This window comes from Bacteroidales bacterium, assembly GCA_031275285.1.
In the GTDB taxonomy this organism is placed as follows: Bacteria; Bacteroidota; Bacteroidia; order Bacteroidales; family UBA4181; genus JAIRLS01.
Genome location: JAISOY010000082.1, coordinates 1 through 20,267 on the forward strand (window position 1 = coordinate 1; position 20,267 = coordinate 20,267).

A 20,267-nucleotide genomic window follows, 5' to 3' on the forward strand; every position below is an offset into this window, starting at 1 on the left:
AAAGGAGATGAGTTCCTAAGCCTTTTGTTGTTATAAGTACAGTTCACTTTAATCTTTCCACAAATGTCAGTTCATAAAACAGAAAGAATCAATTTTTCTTCCATACAAAATCCCTTTGAATATCCGGATTTTTTGGAAATCCAATTAAAAGCATTTTACGATTTTTTCCAAATCGATACTACTCCGGAAAATCGAAAAAATGAAGGATTATATAAAGTTTTTCAGGAAAATTTTCCGATTACCGACACAAGAAACAACTTTGTGCTGGAATTCATCGACTATTTTGTAGATCCTCCGCGTTATACTATTGATGAGTGTATTGAGCGGGGATTGACTTATAGCGTTCCGCTCAAAGCAAAACTAAAATTATATTGTACCGATCCTGAACATGAGGATTTTGATACGGTAATACAGGATGTATATTTGGGTACGGTTCCGTATATGACTCCTAAAGGATCATTTGTGATCAATGGAGCAGAACGTGTAGTCGTATCACAATTGCACCGTTCTCCCGGAGTCTTTTTTGGACAAAGCCTACATGCTAACGGGACTAAGTTATATTCAGCACGTATCATACCTTTTAAAGGTTCATGGATCGAGTTTGCTACTGACATTAATAGTGTCATGTATGCCTATATCGACCGTAAGAAAAAGTTGCCCGTAACCACTCTTTTACGTGCGATAGGTTACGAAAATGATAAAGATATTCTCGCCATATTTGATTTGGCTGATGAACTGAAAGTTTCCAAAACATCTGTTAAGAAGGCTGTAGGACGGAAATTAGCTGCCCGTGTATTAAAAACATGGGTAGAGGATTTTGTGGATGAGGATACCGGTGAAGTGGTTTCCATTGAACGTAATGAAGTAATTATTGACCGGGAAACCATTCTTGAGCCTGATCATGTAGATATGATTGTAAATTCGGGTGCTGAAACCATTCTTTTGCATAAAGAAGGTCAGAATATCACCGATTTCGCCATTATATATAATACATTGCAGAAAGATGCATGTAACTCTGAAAAAGAAGCCGTTTTGCATATTTACAGGCAGTTGCGTAGTTCAGAACCACCTGATGAAGCTACTGCCCGTGATGTAATTGATAAACTCTTTTTCTCGGATAAGCGTTATGACCTCGGAGATGTCGGACGTTACCGGATCAATAAAAAATTAAATCTCAATACACCAGCAGATACAAAAGTATTGACCCGTGAAGATATTATTGAGATTATAAAATATCTGATTCAGCTGATTAACTCTAAAGCCGATGTAGATGATATTGACCATTTGAGTAATCGTCGTGTACGTACGGTAGGAGAGCAGTTGGCAGGGCAGTTCAGTGTCGGTTTGGCACGTATGGCCCGTACTATCCGTGAGCGTATGAATGTTCGCGATAACGAGGTGTTTACTCCGATTGACCTGATCAATTCAAAAACTTTATCTTCGGTCATCAATTCGTTCTTTGGGACCAATCAGTTGTCACAGTTTATGGATCAGACCAATCCGTTGGCGGAAATGACCCATAAACGTCGTTTATCTGCATTGGGCCCAGGAGGTTTGACCCGTGAACGTGCAGGTTTTGAGGTTCGTGACGTTCACTTCACACATTACGGACGGTTATGTCCCATTGAAACACCTGAAGGACCCAATATCGGTTTGATCTCTTCACTTTGTGTATTTGCAAAGATCAATAATCTCGGTTTTATTGAAACACCATATCGTAAAGTTGAAGAATCTGTAGTGTCATTAAACGAAGATGGTGTCGTATACTTAAGTGCAGAAGAAGAAGAAGGAAAGATAATAGCACAGGCCGATGTGAAAGTCGACGCAAAAGGTCATTTTATGGAAGTCCGTGCAAAATCAAGGTTAGATGCAGACTATCCGGTGGTAGAACCTTCGGAAGTGAACATGATGGATGTGGCTCCGAACCAGATCGCATCAATTGCTGCATCCTTAATCCCGTTCCTCGAACATGACGATGCGAACCGTGCCTTGATGGGATCAAACATGATGCGTCAGGCGGTACCATTATTGAAACCTCAGGCTCCGGTTGTAGGTACTGGTATTGAACATACCGTAGCAAAGGATTCCCGTTTGCTCGTGCTTGCAGAAAAAGACGGTATAGTTGAATCGGTGGATGCACGTAAGATAGCTATCCGTTATGATTTGACAGAGGAGGAAAAATTCATGAGCTTTGATAATGATTTGAAAGTTTATGATTTACCTAAATTTACCAAAACAAATCAAAGTACATGTATTAATATGCGACCGATCGTTAAAAAAGGCGATCGTGTAGTAAAAGGACAAATCCTGACCGAAGGTTATTCTACCGATAATGGAGAACTGGCTTTAGGTAAAAACCTGAAGGTGGCATTCATGCCATGGAAAGGATACAACTTTGAAGATGCAATTGTCATCAGTGAAAGAGTGGTGAGCAATGATGTGTTCACATCACTTCATATTGATGAATATTTATTGGAAGTGCGCGATACGAAACGTGGGCTGGAAGAATTGACTTCGGATATTCCGAATGTGAGTGAAGAAGCCACCAGGAATCTGGATGAAAACGGATTGATCATGATCGGTGCACATGTTGAACCGGGAGATATCCTTATAGGTAAGATTACACCTAAAGGAGAATCAGACCCATCGCCTGAAGAAAAATTATTGAGGGCTATTTTCGGGGACAAAGCCGGTGATGTGAAAGATGCTTCATTAAAAGCACCCCCGTCATTGTATGGTGTGGTAGTGGATAAAAAACTCTTTTCACGTAGTGTGAAAGATAAAAAAGCCAAGACCAACGAAAAAGCTATTCTTCAAAAAATTGAAGATGAGTTCAATAAACTGGCGGATGAATTGAAAGGCCGTCTGGTAGAGAAATTAATGGTGATGCTGAATGGTAAGACTTCACAGGGTGTGAAAGATTACTATAATGTGGAAATTGTCCCTAAGGGATCCAAGTTTTCTGCCAAACAACTGATGGACATTGATTATACCAATGTAAATCCGGGTAAATGGACTTCTGATAAGGCTAAAAACGATTCTATCAAGGATATACTTCATAATTATATGGCCAAGTATAAGGAAATAGAGGCTGTATATAAACGTAAAAAATATAATGTGACCATTGGCGATGAACTGCCTGCTGGTATTATCCAATTAGCTAAGGTATACATTGCGAAGAAACGTAAAGTAAAAGTAGGAGATAAAATGGCAGGCCGCCACGGAAATAAAGGTATTGTTTCCAAGATTGCCCGTGCGGAAGATATGCCTTTCCTTGCAGACGGCACACCGGTTGATATCGTACTTAATCCGTTGGGGGTACCTTCGCGTATGAACCTTGGACAGATATACGAAACTGTGTTGGGTTGGGCTGGTGAGAAATTAGGTGTAAAATTTGCCACTCCAATTTTTGATGGTGCTGAATTGGAAAATATCAATGATTGGACAGACAAAGCCGGTCTTCCGCGTTATGGACGTAGTTACCTCTATGACGGGGGAACGGGAGAACGTTTCGACCAGCCTGCAACTGTAGGTATCATCTATATGTTGAAATTAGGACATATGGTAGATGACAAGATGCATGCCCGTTCTATTGGTCCGTATTCTCTTATTACCCAGCAACCGTTGGGAGGTAAGGCGCAATTCGGAGGTCAGCGTTTTGGAGAAATGGAGGTCTGGGCACTTGAAGCATTCGGTGCTGCTAATATCCTACAGGAAATCATTACAGTCAAATCTGACGATGTGGTAGGGCGTGCCAAAACATATGAAGCCATTGTTAAAGGCGAGCCTATGCCTACTCCTGGAGTTCCGGAATCATTCAATGTATTGTTGCATGAAATGAGAGGATTAGGATTAAGTATCAATCTTGTATAATAATTATGAATTATGATGATGGATAGTAGTTTTAATTTACGTTTCATCACTCGTAATTTATCGTTCATAATTGGTTATTAAAAATCATCTTACGATGTCATTTAGAAAAGATAATAAAGCAAAAAGCACTTTTAAAAAGATAACAATCGGGTTAGCTTCTCCGGAAGAAATCCTTGAACGTTCAAGTGGTGAGGTGCTGAAACCGGAAACCATAAATTACCGTACTTATAAGCCGGAGCGTGATGGTTTATTCTGTGAACGGATTTTTGGACCTATCAAAGATTACGAATGCCATTGCGGTAAATACAAACGTATTCGCTATAAAGGAATTGTGTGTGACCGCTGTGGTGTTGAAGTAACCGAAAAGAAAGTGCGCCGTGAAAGGACAGGGCATATCCAATTGACTGTTCCCGTAGCACATATATGGTATTTCCGTTCATTGCCCAATAAAATAGGGTATTTGCTCGGATTGCCTTCCAAAAAGCTGGATGCCATTATTTATTACGAACGTTATGTGGTGATCCAACCTGGAATAAAAGCGATTGATGGTGTGAAAGCGATGGATTTCCTTACGGAAGAAGAGTATCTGGATATCATGGAATCTCTGCCGAAAGAAAATCAGATGCTGGAAGATGACGATCCTAACAAGTTTATTGCAGACATGGGGGCTGAGGCCCTTTGTAAGATATTAGGCCGGTTAAAGTTGGATGAGTTATCTTATGAATTACGCCATAAAGCCAGTATTGAGACATCTCAGCAACGTAAAGCAGATGCCCTGAAACGTTTACAGGTAGTAGAAGCTTTTCGTGAATCAGTAGAAGTCAATAAGCCGGAATGGATGATCCTGAAGGTAATTCCGGTTATCCCACCTGAATTAAGACCATTGGTACCTTTAGATGGCGGACGTTTTGCCACTTCCGACCTGAATGATTTGTATCGTCGTGTCATTATCCGTAATAATCGCTTAAAAAGATTGATGGAGATCAAAGCTCCCGAAGTAATTTTACGTAATGAAAAACGTATGTTACAGGAGGCCGTTGACTCTCTGTTCGATAATTCACGTAAGGCCAATGCTGTTAAAACAGATGCTAACCGTCCGTTGAAATCATTAAGTGACAGCTTAAAAGGTAAACAAGGCCGTTTCCGTCAGAACCTGCTCGGTAAACGTGTGGATTATTCTGCACGTTCGGTAATCGTAGTAGGTCCTGAATTACAATTACATGAATGTGGCCTTCCGAAAGATATGGCGGCAGAACTATACAAGCCTTTTATCATCAGGAAATTGATAGAAAGAGGTATTGTTAAAACAGTGAAGTCGGCCAAGAAAATAGTTGACCGTAAGGATCCTGTGGTTTGGGATATTCTTGAAAATGTTTTGAAAGGACATCCTGTATTACTGAACCGCGCTCCGACTTTGCACCGGTTAGGGATACAAGCTTTCCAGCCAAAATTGATCGAAGGAAAGGCAATTCAGTTGCACCCGTTAGTTTGTACAGCTTTCAACGCCGACTTTGACGGTGACCAGATGGCGGTTCATGTGCCTCTTGGTAATGCAGCCATTCTGGAAGCCCAGTTGTTGATGCTTGCTTCCCATAATATTTTGAATCCTGCTAATGGTGCGCCGATTACAGTACCGTCGCAAGACATGGTATTAGGGTTATATTATATGACTAAAGAGCGTAAGAGCACACCAGATAGGATTGTTAAAGGGGAAGGACTGGTCTTTTATTCACCCGAAGAAGTGAACATCGCTTATAATGAAAAGCGTGCTGATCTTCATGCTAAAGTAAAAGTTCGTACACGAACCGTAGAGAATGGTCAGCCGGTCACCAAAATTATAGATACAACTGTCGGACGTATTATTTTCAACGAAGTAGTACCTGAAGAAGTTGGTTATCTCAATGAAGTGTTGACAAAAAAATCATTGCGCGATATTATCGGCAATGTCTTGAAAATGACAGGAACAGCTCGTACAGCAAAGTTCCTTGATGATATCAAAAATCTCGGTTATAGAATGGCTTTCCAGGGAGGATTGTCGTTTAATCTTGCCGATGTGATTGTTCCCGAAGAAAAAACCAGTCTGGTGAACGAAGGTTATGAACAAGTAGAAGAAGTAATGAATAACTATAATATGGGATTCATCACCAACAACGAACGTTATAATCAGATTGTCGATATCTGGACACATACCAATGCCAAACTGACCAATATCGTGATGAATCAGTTGACCAATGATAATCAGGGGTTCAATGCGGTATATATGATGCTTGATTCCGGAGCCCGTGGTTCGAAAGAACAGATACGTCAGCTTTCAGGAATGCGTGGTTTGATGGCTAAACCTAAGAAATCCGGTTCAGCTGGTCCTGAAATTATTGAAAACCCGATCCTTGCGAATTTTAAAGAAGGATTATCGGTTTTGGAATATTTTATTTCCACCCACGGTGCACGTAAAGGTTTGGCCGATACGGCTTTAAAAACAGCCGATGCAGGTTATCTAACCCGTCGTTTGGTAGACGTATCACAGGACGTGATCATTACGGAATCCGATTGCGGAACACTTCGCGGATTATTGGCTACAGCCAATAAAAATAACGAAGAAGTGGTACAGTCATTATATGAAAAGATTTTGGGTCGTACAACGGTTCATGATATTTTCCACCCGCTTACAGGTGAATTGATCATTGCTTCCGGTGATGAGATTACAGAAGAGATCGCACAGGTTATTGAAGATTCTCCGATCGAGCAGGTAGAGATTCGTTCGATGTTGACCTGTGAGTCGAAGAAAGGAGTGTGTGCAAAATGCTATGGTCGTAGCTTGGCAACCGGCCGTATGGTTCAGATGGGAGAAGCGGTAGGAGTTATTGCAGCTCAGTCTATCGGGGAACCGGGAACACAGTTGACACTCCGTACATTCCACGTAGGGGGTGCCGTAGCCGGGGTAAGTAGTGAATCCAATTCTATTATAGCCAGATATGATGGTATTGCCGAGATTGATGAATTGCGTACTATTGAGCGCACCAACTCCGAAGGTAATCCTGAATCCGTTGTAATTGGCCGGGCAGCTGAATTGCGTATTATTGATAAAAATACAGGGATCACGCTGACCACTCAAAACATTCCTTATGGTTCATTGCTTTTCATCAAGAATGGCGAAGAGGTGGAAAAAGGTAAATTGATCTGTCGCTGGGATCCTTTCAGTGCAGTAATTATCTCTGAAGTATCCGGTAAAATATCTTTTGAAAACCTTACAGATGGTGTGACCTATCGTGAGGAGACGGACGATCAGACTGGATTTAGCGAAAAAGTAGTTATAGAGTCAAGAGATAAACAGAAAAATCCGGCCATACGTATTGTTGGTGATGATAAATCTGTAATTTCCTCTTATAACCTACCAGTAGGAGCACATATCCAGGTAAAAGATAAGGAAAAAGTGGCTGCCGGTGATATTTTGGTAAAGATTCCCCGTGCTGTTGCCAAATCATCCGGTGACATTACCGGTGGTGGTGGTTTGCCGCGTGTAACCGAATTGTTTGAAGCACGTAATCCATCGAATCCTGCTGTTGTTTCGGAAATTGATGGTGAAATCTCATTCGGTAAGGTAAAACGTGGTAATCGTGAGATTTTAGTGACCTCCAAATCCGGAGAAGTCAAAAAATATATGGTGCCGCTGAGTAAACAGATCCTGGTTCAGGAAAACGATTATGTGAAGGCAGGTTCTCCTCTTTCGGATGGAGCCATTACACCTTCGGATATTCTGGCAATCAAAGGACCCACGAAAGTACAGGAATACATTGTCAATGAAATTCAGGAAGTATACCGTATGCAGGGTGTGAAGATCAATGATAAGCACTTTGAAGTAATTGTCCGTCAGATGATGCGCAAGGTACAAATTGTTGATCCCGGTGATACACGTTTCCTTGAAGGACAAATTGTTGATAAATGGGAATTCATGAATGAAAACGACTATATCTATGGTAAAAAAGTAGTTGTTGATGCTGGAGACTCTTCTTTACGCCCCGGACAAATTATCGCGGTTCGTAAACTTCGTGATGAGAATTCGGTGTTGAAACGTCGTGATGCAAAAGTCATTGAAGCCCGTGATGTGATTCCGGCAACATCGTTCCAGATACTACAGGGTATTACCCGTGCAGCACTTCAGACACAAAGTTTCTTTTCAGCAGCGTCTTTCCAGGAGACGACCAAGGTGCTCAATGAGGCTGCCATTTATGGAAAGGTAGATAACTTAGATGGTTTGAAAGAAAATGTGCTGGTAGGACATTTGATTCCAGCCGGAACAGGAGTCCGGGATTATTCGAAAATAGTCGTCGGTTCTATGGAAGATTATGACAAATTACATTCTGCCAAAGCTTATAGCATGGAAGATGAATAAGGATGTAAAAAGACACATATAAGAAAATAAAGGCCCGGTATGTATTAAAATATACCGGGCCTTTTGCTGGTATTACCTATGTAATTGATATATATTTTGTATTTACGTGAAAATATATTACATTTGCACTGGTTTTTAAAAACGAAGTGGGGGACGCAATCCCCCTTCTTTATATGCCAAAAGCATGATTTCGAAGGATATTGTAAAAAGCATTGTACAATCGTTCATTGAGGGGCAGACCATTTTCTTAGTGGATATCAGGGTAGATGATACTAACCGGATATTTGTAGAAGTGGATAAACCAGAAGGGATTACCATCGATGAATGTGTCAGCATCAGTCGTGCCATCGAAGCCAGTCTTGATCGGGAAATAGAAGATTATGAACTGGAAGTATCTTCTCCGGGATTAACAGAGCCATTTAAAGTAATAGGTCAATACCAAAAAAATTGCGGGAGAATGGTGGATGTAGTCATGAAAGAAGGGCAAAAGATCAAGGGACTGTTGCAATATGTAGATGATGAAGGGATAATGTTGGAGGTAGAGGCAAAAATCAGAGAGGAAGGGAAGAAGCGACCGAAAATCGTGAAACAATCCGTTCCGTTAAAATATAACGATATTAAAGCAACCAAGGTTACGATCACTTTTTAGTCAATTCAGATAATGGAAAATCTAAGATTATTGGATACTTTTTCGGAATTCAAGGAGTTAAAAAATATAGACCGCGCTACCATGATGAGCGTGCTTGAAGATGTATTTCGCAGTACCCTGGCAAAAAAATATGAAACGGATGAAAATTTCGATGTGATCATCAATATTGACAAAGGTGACTTTGAAATATGGAGGAACAGAGAAGTAGTCGCTGATGCGGATTTTACTGATCCTAATCTCCAGATTCCGTTATCCGAAGCAAAAAAGATCGATGATGATTATGAAGTAGGGGAGGAAGTAACCGATGAGGTGAAAATGGAAGATTTCGGTCGTCGTTCGATACTTGCTTTAAGGCAAAATCTATCGGCGCGTATCATGGAACTTGAAAAAGGAAATGTATATGCCAAATATAAAGACCGTATAGGAGAGATCATTACCGGCGAAGTGTATCAGGTTTGGAAACGTGAAATACTGATCATTGATGATGATGGAAATGAATTGATTTTGCCTAAGAACGAACAGATCCCATCGGATCATTACCGTAAGGGTGATACTTTACGGGCTGTGGTGTTGCGTGTGGAGATGAAAAATAATAATCCTTTGATCATATTATCAAGAACATCTCCGGTTTTTCTGGAACGCTTGTTTGAACTGGAAGTACCTGAAATATTTGACGGTTTGATCACCATAAAGAAAGTTGTTCGTATTCCGGGTGAAAAGGCAAAAGTGGCCGTAGAATCGTATGATGACCGTATCGATCCGGTAGGAGCTTGTGTAGGGATGAAAGGATCACGTATTCATGGGATCGTGAGGGAGTTGCGTAATGAAAATATTGATGTTATAAATTATACTACCAATATCCAGTTATATATTACCCGTGCATTGAGCCCTGCAAAGGTGATATCCATCAAGGTGAACGAAGCAGACAAACATGTAGAAGTTTTCCTCAAAGCAAGTGAAGTGTCGCTGGCTATAGGAAAAGGCGGATCGAATATCAAACTGGCCAGCCAGCTCACCGGTTATGAAATCGATGTGTACAGGGAAGCTGAAGAGGTTGAAGAAGAGGATGTTGATTTAGACGAATTCGGGGATGAGATAGAAGGATGGATTATTCAGGAATTGAAAAGTATCGGTTGTGATACCGCCAAAAGCGTGTTGGAATTGACGATAGAAGATTTGGTTAAGCGAACAGATCTTGAAGAAGAGACAATTCGTGAAGTAACGCGCATATTAAAGGCTGAATTTGAATAAAAAGATCAAAGCCGAAAAGAATAAAAATTTATGTGTGACCTTTAAATTACGGAGCAATGGATATTTCGTAAAATACAGTCAGCACTTCATAAGATAAATAGAAAAGTAGGTCGATATTATGTCAGAAGTGAAAGCAACCAGATTAAGTAAAGTAGCCAGCGAATTTAATGTAGGGATATCTACAATTGTGGATTTCTTAAAAAAGAAAGGACATGATGTTGATGCGAATCCTAATACTAAGATAGCACACGACTTGTATATGCTCCTTTCGAAGGAGTTTAGTTCCGATGTCTCGGCGAAGAAAGAATCGGAAATGGTCAATTTGCGTAACTTCAGAGAAAAGAAAGAAACAGTTGAGCTTGTTGATCAACAACCATCAAGAAATATGGTGGAAGAAGAAGAAATTGAACCTCAGGTTTTAATAAAAGATAATACACTGGGTAAAAAGACACCTTTATTCAGTACTCCGGCTAAGGAAGTAGAAATTAAAGTTGTCGGAAAAATAGATGTGGATAATTTATCAGGAAAACCTGAAGAAAAGCCTCAAAAAACAGCCTTGAAGCCGGAAGAACCTGCAGATATAAAAAAGGAAAACACTCCGCCTGTGGAAGATCTTAAGGAAGATGTCGCTTCCGAAGTCAAGGAATCCTCTGAAAAGAAAGATTTACCGGAAGAAGTGATACCTGAGGACCACAATGAGGTGGAACGTTTGGTTGAACAAGAAACCTCGATTGACTCAGAGATTAAAGTAGTTGGAAAAATCGACCTTTCTTCGATTAATCAGCGAACCAGACCTCAGAAGAAATCAAAACAAGAATTGGAGAGAGAACGGAAAGCCCGTACTCAGCAGCATAAAGCGACATTGTCTTCTAGATCTGACGAGGAAAATGTTGTTCAAAGTACAGGTAAGGAAGAACAGGCAACAGAAAATAGAACAGAACAACAAGTCGAGCATATTGCCCGTCCTGATATTAAGTTATCCGGCCCGACTGTTGTTGGAAAAATAGACTTGCCGCTTGAGAAAAAGTCCAATGCTGATGATGAATCAAAGAAAAAAAGAAAACGTATCCGTAAGGATAAGGAAAAAATAGTTCTTAATGATAAGAATATCAGGAAGCCGGATTCTCCAGTTGGGAAAGTTAAGAAGAAAAAAGCCCTCCGTACGGAAGTAAATGAAGAGGATGTCCAGAGACAAATAAAAGAAACCCTTTCCCGTTTGACATCGAAAGGAGCTAAATCAAAAAGTTCCAAGTATCGTCGTGATAAGCGTGATGCATTAAATCTAAAGATGCAGGAGGAAGTGGAACAAATGCAACTTCAGAAAAATGTTTTGAAGGTAACAGAATTTGTTTCTGTAAATGAATTAGCATCTTTGATGAATGTGCCTGTTACACAGGTTATTTCTACTTGTATGGCAATGGGACTGTTTGTTTCCATCAATCAGCGGTTGGATGCAGAAACGATGGTATTGGTTGCGGATGAATTCAATTATAAGGTTGAGTTCATTAGTGCTGATTCCCAAGACATCCTTGTTGAAGAGGAAGATAAAGAAGAAGATATGGTTCCACGTCCGCCGATTGTCACAGTTATGGGGCATGTCGATCACGGGAAAACCAAGTTATTGGATTATGTTCGTAACGCAAATGTGATTGCAGGCGAAGCTGGTGGGATCACGCAACATATCGGAGCCTATAGTGTGGGTCTTGAAGACGGCCGCCATATTACATTTTTGGATACGCCTGGTCATGAGGCATTTACTGCAATGCGTGCACGTGGAGCTAAAATAACCGACGTAGCTATTATTGTAGTTGCTGCGGATGATGGTGTCAAACAACAGACTGTTGAAGCGATCAACCATGCTTCTGCTGCAGGTGTGCCTATTGTATTTGCTATTAACAAGATAGATAAACCAGATGCTAATCCTGATAGAGTTAAGGAAGAATTAGCCCAAATGAATTATTTGGTAGAAGATTGGGGTGGAAAATATCAGTCCCAGGATATTTCTGCAAAAGCTGGGATAAACATAGACCTATTGTTGGAAAAAGTTCTCTTGGAAGCTGAATTGCTCGAATTAAAAGCCAATCCAAGCAAGAAAGCTACTGGTTCGGTGGTTGAATCTTCTCTGGATAAAGGACGCGGATATATCTCAACAGTATTAGTGCAAAATGGAACATTACGTACAGGCGATATTGTATTGGCCGGTAGTTATACGGGGCACGTAAAGGCCATGTACAATGAGCGGAACCAGAGAATAGAAGAGGCAGGTCCATCTACTCCGGCATTGATACTTGGTTTGGATGGAGCTCCACAGGCAGGTGATTTATTCAATGTATTGGATGATTTCCGTGAAGCCCGTGATATTGCTTCTAAACGTAGCCAATTACAGCGTGAACAGGGGATGCGTACCAAAAAACATATTACTCTTGATGAAATTGGACGCCGGATCGCAATTGGAAATTTCCAGGAACTGAATATTATCGTAAAAGGCGATGTGGATGGATCCATAGAAGCGCTTTCGGATTCACTGATAAAATTGTCAACTCCTGAAATTCAGGTAAACATTATACATAAAGCGGTAGGACAGATTTCAGAATCGGATGTTACTTTGGCAGTGGCATCTAATGCAATCATTGTCGGGTTTCAGGTACGTCCGTCTCAGGGAGCACGTCGATTAGCCGAACAGGAACAAATAGATGTCCGGATATATTCTATTATCTATGATGCTATTGAAGAAATCAAAGCCGCAATGGAAGGAATGCTTTCTCCTGAAATCAAGGAAGAAATTGTAGCCACACTCGAGGTACTTGAAGTATTTAAAATTACTAAAGTGGGAACGGTTGCCGGGTGTATCGTCCGTGAAGGAAAAATTACACGAACCACTAAGATACGGGTGATTAGGGATGGTATCGTTATCCATACCGGTGAACTGGGATCCTTAAAACGTTTCAAAGAAGATGTCAGGGAAGTAACTACCGGATATGAATGTGGATTAGATATTACCAATTTTAATGACATTCAGGTAAAAGACATTATTGAAGGTTATCAGGAAGTTGAAGTGAAGAAAAAGCTTTAATAGCAGGATTTGACTTTCCGGGTTAGGTCTGTTAATAGAAAAAATGCAATATTTTCCCTATTCAGGGAAAATGTTCAAAACCGGATCAGTTCCTTTTGTCTTCACCCCACATTAATTTGTTACGTAAGGTAGCATAAAAAGAAGAAGATTTAATTACTTTTACTTTAAAGTTAGCCCGTTGTAGTGTAATTTCAGTATTACAGGGGTATTCAAAGGATCGGGAATCGAGAGATACGATAAAATGATCGCTACGGCAAGATGTTTTAAGGCGTAAAACAGCATTATCCGGAATTATAAGCGGTCTGACCGTCAGGTTGTGTGGTGCGATAGGTGATATAATGAAATTTTCGGATTCCGGAGCGACAATGGGTCCTCCAACACTCATCGAATAGGCAGAGGAACCTGTAGGAGTGGCAATAATTAATCCATCTGCCCAGTAAGAGTTCAGAAAATCGTCATTATACCATGTATGAACAGTAATCAGACCGGTATTTTTCTTTTGGATAACCACATCATTTAATGCATAAGGAAAGTCATTGAATTTATTCTTTTCGGTATCCATCCTGAGTAAAGTACGTTCTTCAATAGGTAATGCTCCTGCCAATAATTTCTTGATGGAATCTTCAAGTTCAGGTTCGGCAATGGTCGCTAAAAACCCTAACCTTCCAATATTAATACCTACAATAGGAATTCCGCTGTTACGGATGATATTTACAGATTGAAGGAATGTTCCGTCTCCCCCAACAGTAATTAAAAAACGGACATCATTATTCAGGTCATCGTGAGAAGTAAATGTTCTTAATCCGGAATTGATTTTTTGAGGCTGAGATAATAGAAACTCATACATAGGACGGAAAATCATCATGTCCACACCAAGTTTATCCAACAATTTCAATAGGCTGCGGATAATTTCAGCACTTCTGTCATTGAATATTTTACTGTATACGGCAATAATCATACGAATCAGGGATTTCCCTGCAAATATACAATAAGTAGTTCAGTAAGAAAAAAAATGCGGGTTAATCGTACATTTCTCCTGAATTGGCCAGATCAAGAATTAAAGCATATTCCTCAGGAGAAAGATCTTCATAATAGTAATTAACGGGATTTACCGATCGGCCACTTTTGTGTACTTCATAATGCAGGTGTGGGCCGGTAGAATCTCCGGTATTTCCAACATAACCGATTACCTGGCCTCTTTTGACAACATCCCCTACTTTTACGGAGAATTTGCTCATATGGGCGTATACAGTTTCATAACCGAATCCATGGTCGACGATCACCCTATTTCCAAGCCCTCCATTGTAGCCTACAGCAGTTACTCTTCCATCTCCTGTAGCATAAATATCAGTTCCTGTAGGAGCTGTAAAATCCATTCCATGGTGGAATCTTCGATCTTTATATATAGGATGTGTCCTCCAACCATATCCAGAAGCTGTTCTTTTAAGGTCTTTATTGTCGATTGGCTGAATTGCAGGCTTTGTAGCCAGTATTAATTCCCTGTTTTTTATCCTTTCAATTAATTCATCATATGATTTCGACTGCACATACATCTGCCTGGTGATCTTATCAACTTTTGTACTCATGTCGATCATCAGCCCCGAATTTATATATCCTTCAAGAGCCTCGTAACGATTAACACCACCAATACCAGCCTGACGTATTGACTGGGGAATAGGATCAAGTTCAAAAACAGTACGGTAAATATTATCGTCCCGTTGCTGCATATCACTAAGTGTCAAATCTATTTGGTCTACCCGTTGTTGCAGGATTTTATAATTGAAAGTAACCCGGTTCAATTCATGAGACAATGCTTTTTCCTTAGGTGTAGATAGGAAAGATGAAAGCCCGACAATGTAGGTGGCAACTATAACCAGCGAGATACCAATAAATGTTAATGCTTTTATTACCGTGCTTTTAACACTGGTTTTAACTTTATCATAACTTAATGATTCCGGATTATACCTATATCTGATTTTTGCCATAAAACAACTTATCTCAAGAACTGCACTAAATTGTGCCCGAAATTAATTAAAATTTGTAATATTTTACGCATGGTACCACTAAAAGTTACGTTTTTATGCGTTTTTTTATATTTTTTAAGAGTAGGGATGATTTGAGGTTTCAAATTTTGAAAGAAGAAAGCCGTTTATAATGAGCATTATAAACGGCTTTCTTATGATATAAAGCGCTGTATTCCTTATACTTTGTAATATTGTTCCCATCCTTTGCGAGGGGGAGGACCTACAAGTAATTCATTGGCAACTTTATTGTTGGTGATAATTTTCTTTTTACGGTTAAATTCAATTTTTTGATTGAGTTTTTGGGTGATTACCCCTAATGAAAATACCTGGCTCAAAGGAGCTGAAATTTCAAATGGAGAACGTGTTTTTTCCTCTCCCTTACATGCCAGCAAAAAGTTTTTGTAATGATTCGATGGACTTTTCGGAACTTCGGGAAGACTGGATGCCATTTCCTTCGCTTTTTCTTCCGGAATAATAGATAAAATACTACCATGGGATCCACCCTTAAAGGTAAGGTCTTTGCTATAAATGATCTTTCCGGGATTCAATTTTGCCTTGATCTCTCCTGTACTTGGCGGCGGAATATTGGGATCCAATCCGGATACACCATATCCTGCAGGGATAGGAGGAAGATTATCTACACCATCGTACCAGGTAATTTCAACCGGAGGCATTTTTTTCCTTTTAGGAAATTTGAAAGAGATGGTGGATGACATCGGATAGAAGAAATCATTATGTCCGTCCAGTTTGATAGGATCTACTTCATAGGGTAATCCAAGATCAAGGAACTGATGAGCTGTGTCAATGATATGCGCCCCCCAGTCGCCTAATGCACCTAATCCAAAATCGAACCAGCAACGCCATTGGCCGTTTACAAAATCATGGTTGTATTCATGGAATTGTGCCGCAGCCAACCATTTGTCCCAATCAAGAGTAGATGGAATGGGCTCTGCAGGCGGGAAATTCTTAATCTTCGGATCCCAACCATGCCAGCGACGGGCGGAATTCATGTGTGCGGTAATAGCATAGACATCCTTGATAATCCCTGCGTCTACCCATGCTTTGAATTGAAAATAATTGCCTTCGGAGTGACCTTGGTTACCCATTTGGGTAACTACCTTTTTATATTTTTTGGCTGCTTTGATCAAAAGTTCATTTTCATGGAAAGAACGGGCTAAAGGTTTTTCTACATATACATGTTTACCCAATCCCATGGCCATCATGGTTGCAGGAAAATGAGAATGATCCGGCAAACCAATAGAAACAGCGTCTATTTCATTTCCCATCTTATCGAACATTTCCCTAAAATCCTGAAATCTACGGGCATTGGGAAATTGTTTCATCACCCTTTCCGTGTGTGGTGCACCCATGTCAACATCACATAATGCAACTACATTGGCCAAACCCGTTTTTTCAAATTCACGGATAATTTCTCCTCCTCGATTACCGATACCACAACAAGCGAGATTAACACGTTCATTAGGGTTAGCCTGTTTGATTTCAGCCGGTTTCCCGGATGATGTATTGGCAGTCAGGATGGTGGGGACAGCAGATGCTGCTGCCGAAAATACCGCTGCTTTTTTTAAAAACGAACGGCGGGATTCATCACTTTGTTTCATTGGTTTACTGATATTTATATTTGGTTATTTTAGATTATCTTCTAATAAAAAACATGCCACTATATGTAGTGATAGGATATAAAGCCCAATGATTGCAAATATAGCGAATAAGATGTTACAGTAATCGTGTATGAATGATAAAATATGTTAAAACAAGCCTATATAGATCCTTCTTCTATCTGTATAATGATCTGTTCGATGGTTTTATCTTCTCCTTCAGAAGGATCGTAGCGTGCTTTCAGGTTTGATCCGAAAATTTTTGCAACGGTCTGCCAGAAAAATGCAGAAAGCGATCCCCGGAAATCTTTTAATATTTCGTAGGTGGTGTTTCCGGTTTCCCTGTCTACCAGACGCAATAGGATGCGTCCCTGTGTAATGGTCAGTTTTCTCAATTCACCTTCAAATTCTGCCATTAACTCTTTTTCCACCTGTTTACTGTATTTTTTTTTCTCCTTTTCACTGTTGAGGGTCAGGTAATGCTCATTGAGTTGATGGAGTTTTTCTCCGGCTAATCTTGCATAAGGATATGTTTTTTTTACGTTATGTACCAGTCTCCAGAATTTACGTTCTTCGGCTTTACTTTTAAAAATACGTGGAGCACGGACGACTTGCTCATCCAGCATAGTATGAAAAATGGTATCCCCATTAACGATATCAAATCCAAGGACAACCCCCTTTTCTTCCATTCTGATTTGGGAAAAAGATGGAAGAAATACCAGTAAAAGAAGTATAAAAATCAGCCAATAACGCATGAATAAATTCAATATCTTCAACAAGCAAACTTCAATTATCGTTCCAAAATTAACATCTAATTCCGGATACGGAAAAATAATAAAAGTCATGATATTTGATTACTTTTGCCTGCTAGCTAAAAATATAAATTTTGAATACCCAGTTATACATAGCACGACATCTTTTATATGGTGGATCTCAGAAGAAATCAAACGGATTAATGGTATCCATCAGTATTTTCGGTATTGCTCTGAGCCTTTCCGTAATGATTATAGCCGTAGCTGTTACTACCGGGTTTAAAAAGGAAATCGGTTTAAAAGCCACCGGGTTTGCGGCAGACATTCAGATTACCAATCTGGACAGTCATTATTCCATATATAACATGTCGCCAATATCCGTAGATCAGCCTTTTATGGATGATATACGCGCTCTTCCCGAAGTCCGGCATATACAGGAATATTGTATAAAACCGGGAGTCATGAAGAGTGCGGGGGAAACACAGGGAATAGTTTTAAAAGGAATATCGTCTGATTTCGAATGGGATTTCTTTTTAAATAATTTAGTGGAAGGATCTGTATTTCAACTGAATGATTCGACAGCCTCGAACGAGATCATTTTATCCCGCCAGATCGCTAATTTATTACAGTTAAAGTTAGGTGACCAGTTGCTGATCTATTTTGTACAGGAACGGATCCGTTATCGCCGGTTTACTATATCCGGGATTTATGAAACAGGATTAACGGAATTGGATAAAATGTTTGCTTTGGTTGATATGCGGCATTTGCAGCGGTTGAATGGATGGAAAGAGGGTGATGTCAGTGGCTTTGAGATATTTATTCACGATTTTGATCAACTGGAAGAGGTAACGGAACAGGTTTTTGATATAGCGGGCTTTCGTATTTCCGGAGATGGCTCGGCTTTAAAAGTGCAGAATATAAAGGAATTGTATTCTCAGTTGTTCGATTGGCTCAGTATCCAGGATACTACGGTGGCAATTGTCTTGTTGTTAATGGTCCTTGTTGCAGGATTTAATATGATTTCCGGCTTATTGATCATTATTCTTGAACAAACATCTACTATTGGCATATTGAAGTCACTTGGCGCGAATAACCGCTTCATTCGCCAGGTCTTTTTATACGAATCGGTATTCTTTATCGGGAAAGGATTGTTATGGGGAAATATTATCGCATTGATTTTATGTTGGATACAATGGAAATTCGGCGTGATTGTGCTTGATCAGGACAACTATTTCCTTAGCAAGGTACCCATTTCCATTAACATGATCCAATTATTGCTGATCAATGCAGGAGCTGCTCTTGCCATCTTGTTGATGCTGATCCTTCCTTCCTCGATAGTCAGTAAGATAAGTCCGGAGACTTCTATAAAATACAGGTAAACTTCTATTCCCCAATGATCTTTACCAAAACCCGCTTTCGGCGCTTCCCGTCAAATTCACCGTAAAAGATCTGTTCCCAGGGGCCGAAATCCAATTCTCCTTTGGTTACGGCGACTACTACTTCCCGTCCCATGACAGACCTTTTCAGATGAGCATCCGCATTATCCTCGTAGGTATTGTGCCTATATTGGTTGTGAGGTTTTTCAGGCGCCAGTTTTTCCAGCCATGCCTCCATGTCATGATGTAGCCCGCTTTCATCGTCGTTGATAAAAACACTTGCAGTAATATGCATGGCATTCACCAATATGAGCCCTTCTTTTATACCACTTTCCATGAGGCATGCCCTGACTTCCTGGGTGATATTGATAAACTCCCTTCTGGATGTAGCATTGAACCATAATTCCTTCCTGTAGCTTTTCATGGCCGTTGATCTTTATAGTTTTACCAGTGTTCCTACATGTTCGCCTTGCAGTACGCGGGTTAATTCACCCTCTTTGTTCATGTCGAAAACAATGATAGGCATATTATTTTCCTTACACATGGTGAATGAAGTCATATCCATTACTTTAAGATTAAGTCGGTATGCTTCGTCGAATGTAATTGTTTCATATTTGGTCGCTGTTGGGTCTTTTTCCGGATCGGCAGTATATACCCCATCTACCCGTGTACCCTTGAGTAGTACATCAGCTTCCATTTCGACCGCTCTGAGTGCAGATGCCGTATCTGTTGTAAAATAGGGATTACCGGTTCCGCCGCTAAAAATGACCACCTCTCCCCGGTCAAGTGCTTCCATCACTTTCGGTTTGCTGTATCCTTCGCCAATGGGTTCCATACGGATGGATGTAAACAACCGGGCTTTAACACCCATACTTTCTAATGCGGAATGAATAGCCAGGCCATTGATCACTGTTGCCAGCATACCCATATAATCACCTTTTACACGATCGAAGCCTTTATCAACCCCTTTTAGCCCACGGAATATATTTCCGCCACCGAATACAATCCCGATCCTGACACCCATTTCGGCACCTTCTTTAATTCTTTGGGCATATTCGATTAACCGGTCGGTATCAATGCCTGCGGGTTGGTTGGCCATTAAGGCTTCTCCGCTTAATTTTAATAAGACACTTCTGTATTTCAACATCTTTTTATGACTGAATATTTATTGGATCTTCAAATTTACTACGAATATTTATGTCTTCAAAATCCCGGATCATTCGGGATGTAGTATAAAAATGAAAGAGGATAAACCATGAACTG

General features: G+C 40.2%; 12 protein-coding genes. 6 read left to right on the top strand and 6 right to left on the bottom strand.

Annotated features, from left to right (window positions below; genetic code table 11):
- The first annotated feature begins 63 nt into the window (after nt 1-63).
- From rpoB to infB, 5 genes are all read left to right on the top strand, one after another.
- On the top strand, nt 64-3,873 hold the full coding sequence (gene rpoB, locus LBQ60_08365) for a DNA-directed RNA polymerase subunit beta (protein MDR2037922.1): 3,810 nt from the start codon (nt 64-66) through the stop codon (nt 3,871-3,873).
- 94 nt (nt 3,874-3,967) lie between these two features.
- Nucleotides 3,968-8,263: a DNA-directed RNA polymerase subunit beta' gene (rpoC, locus tag LBQ60_08370; GenBank protein ID MDR2037923.1), complete on the top strand. Its 4,296-nt coding sequence runs from the start codon at nt 3,968-3,970 to the stop codon at nt 8,261-8,263.
- Between the two features lie 184 nt (nt 8,264-8,447).
- Nucleotides 8,448-8,912: a ribosome assembly cofactor RimP gene (gene rimP / locus LBQ60_08375; protein MDR2037924.1), complete on the top strand. Its 465-nt coding sequence runs from the start codon at nt 8,448-8,450 to the stop codon at nt 8,910-8,912.
- Between the two features lie 12 nt (nt 8,913-8,924).
- A complete protein-coding gene (nusA, locus tag LBQ60_08380; protein ID MDR2037925.1) occupies nt 8,925-10,163 on the top strand; it encodes a transcription termination factor NusA in 1,239 nt (412 codons plus the stop codon).
- Between the two features lie 118 nt (nt 10,164-10,281).
- Nucleotides 10,282-13,236, top strand: coding sequence for a translation initiation factor IF-2 (infB, locus tag LBQ60_08385; GenBank protein ID MDR2037926.1), 2,955 nt, complete (start codon nt 10,282-10,284; stop codon nt 13,234-13,236).
- An 85-nt stretch (nt 13,237-13,321) separates the two neighbouring features.
- Here the strand turns inward: infB and LBQ60_08390 are convergent, their stop codons facing one another.
- The 4 genes from LBQ60_08390 to LBQ60_08405 form a co-directional block, all read right to left on the bottom strand.
- Nucleotides 13,322-14,194 carry an NAD kinase gene (locus LBQ60_08390; protein MDR2037927.1) on the bottom strand — a complete coding sequence of 291 codons (873 nt, stop codon included), beginning with the start codon at nt 14,192-14,194 and terminating at the stop codon, nt 13,322-13,324.
- A gap of 61 nt (nt 14,195-14,255) precedes the next feature.
- A complete protein-coding gene (locus LBQ60_08395) occupies nt 14,256-15,221 on the bottom strand; it encodes a M23 family metallopeptidase (GenBank protein ID MDR2037928.1) in 966 nt (321 codons plus the stop codon).
- 215 nt (nt 15,222-15,436) lie between these two features.
- Nucleotides 15,437-16,879: a Gfo/Idh/MocA family oxidoreductase gene (locus tag LBQ60_08400; protein MDR2037929.1), complete on the bottom strand. Its 1,443-nt coding sequence runs from the start codon at nt 16,877-16,879 to the stop codon at nt 15,437-15,439.
- 158 nt (nt 16,880-17,037) lie between these two features.
- A complete protein-coding gene (locus LBQ60_08405; protein ID MDR2037930.1) occupies nt 17,038-17,721 on the bottom strand; it encodes a DUF4294 domain-containing protein in 684 nt (227 codons plus the stop codon).
- A 41-nt stretch (nt 17,722-17,762) separates the two neighbouring features.
- On the opposite strand from LBQ60_08405, the gene LBQ60_08410 reads away from it, so the two are divergent.
- Nucleotides 17,763-19,007, top strand: a complete 1,245-nt coding sequence (locus LBQ60_08410) for an ABC transporter permease (GenBank protein ID MDR2037931.1) — start codon at nt 17,763-17,765, stop codon at nt 19,005-19,007.
- Between the two features lie 4 nt (nt 19,008-19,011).
- Here LBQ60_08410 and LBQ60_08415 read toward each other — a convergent pair whose 3' ends face one another.
- Both LBQ60_08415 and pyrH read right to left on the bottom strand, forming a co-directional pair.
- On the bottom strand, nt 19,012-19,428 hold the full coding sequence (locus LBQ60_08415; GenBank protein ID MDR2037932.1) for a secondary thiamine-phosphate synthase enzyme YjbQ: 417 nt from the start codon (nt 19,426-19,428) through the stop codon (nt 19,012-19,014).
- A gap of 12 nt (nt 19,429-19,440) precedes the next feature.
- Nucleotides 19,441-20,151 carry a UMP kinase gene (gene pyrH, locus LBQ60_08420; protein MDR2037933.1) on the bottom strand — a complete coding sequence of 237 codons (711 nt, stop codon included), beginning with the start codon at nt 20,149-20,151 and terminating at the stop codon, nt 19,441-19,443.
- Nucleotides 20,152-20,267: the final 116 nt, after the last annotated feature.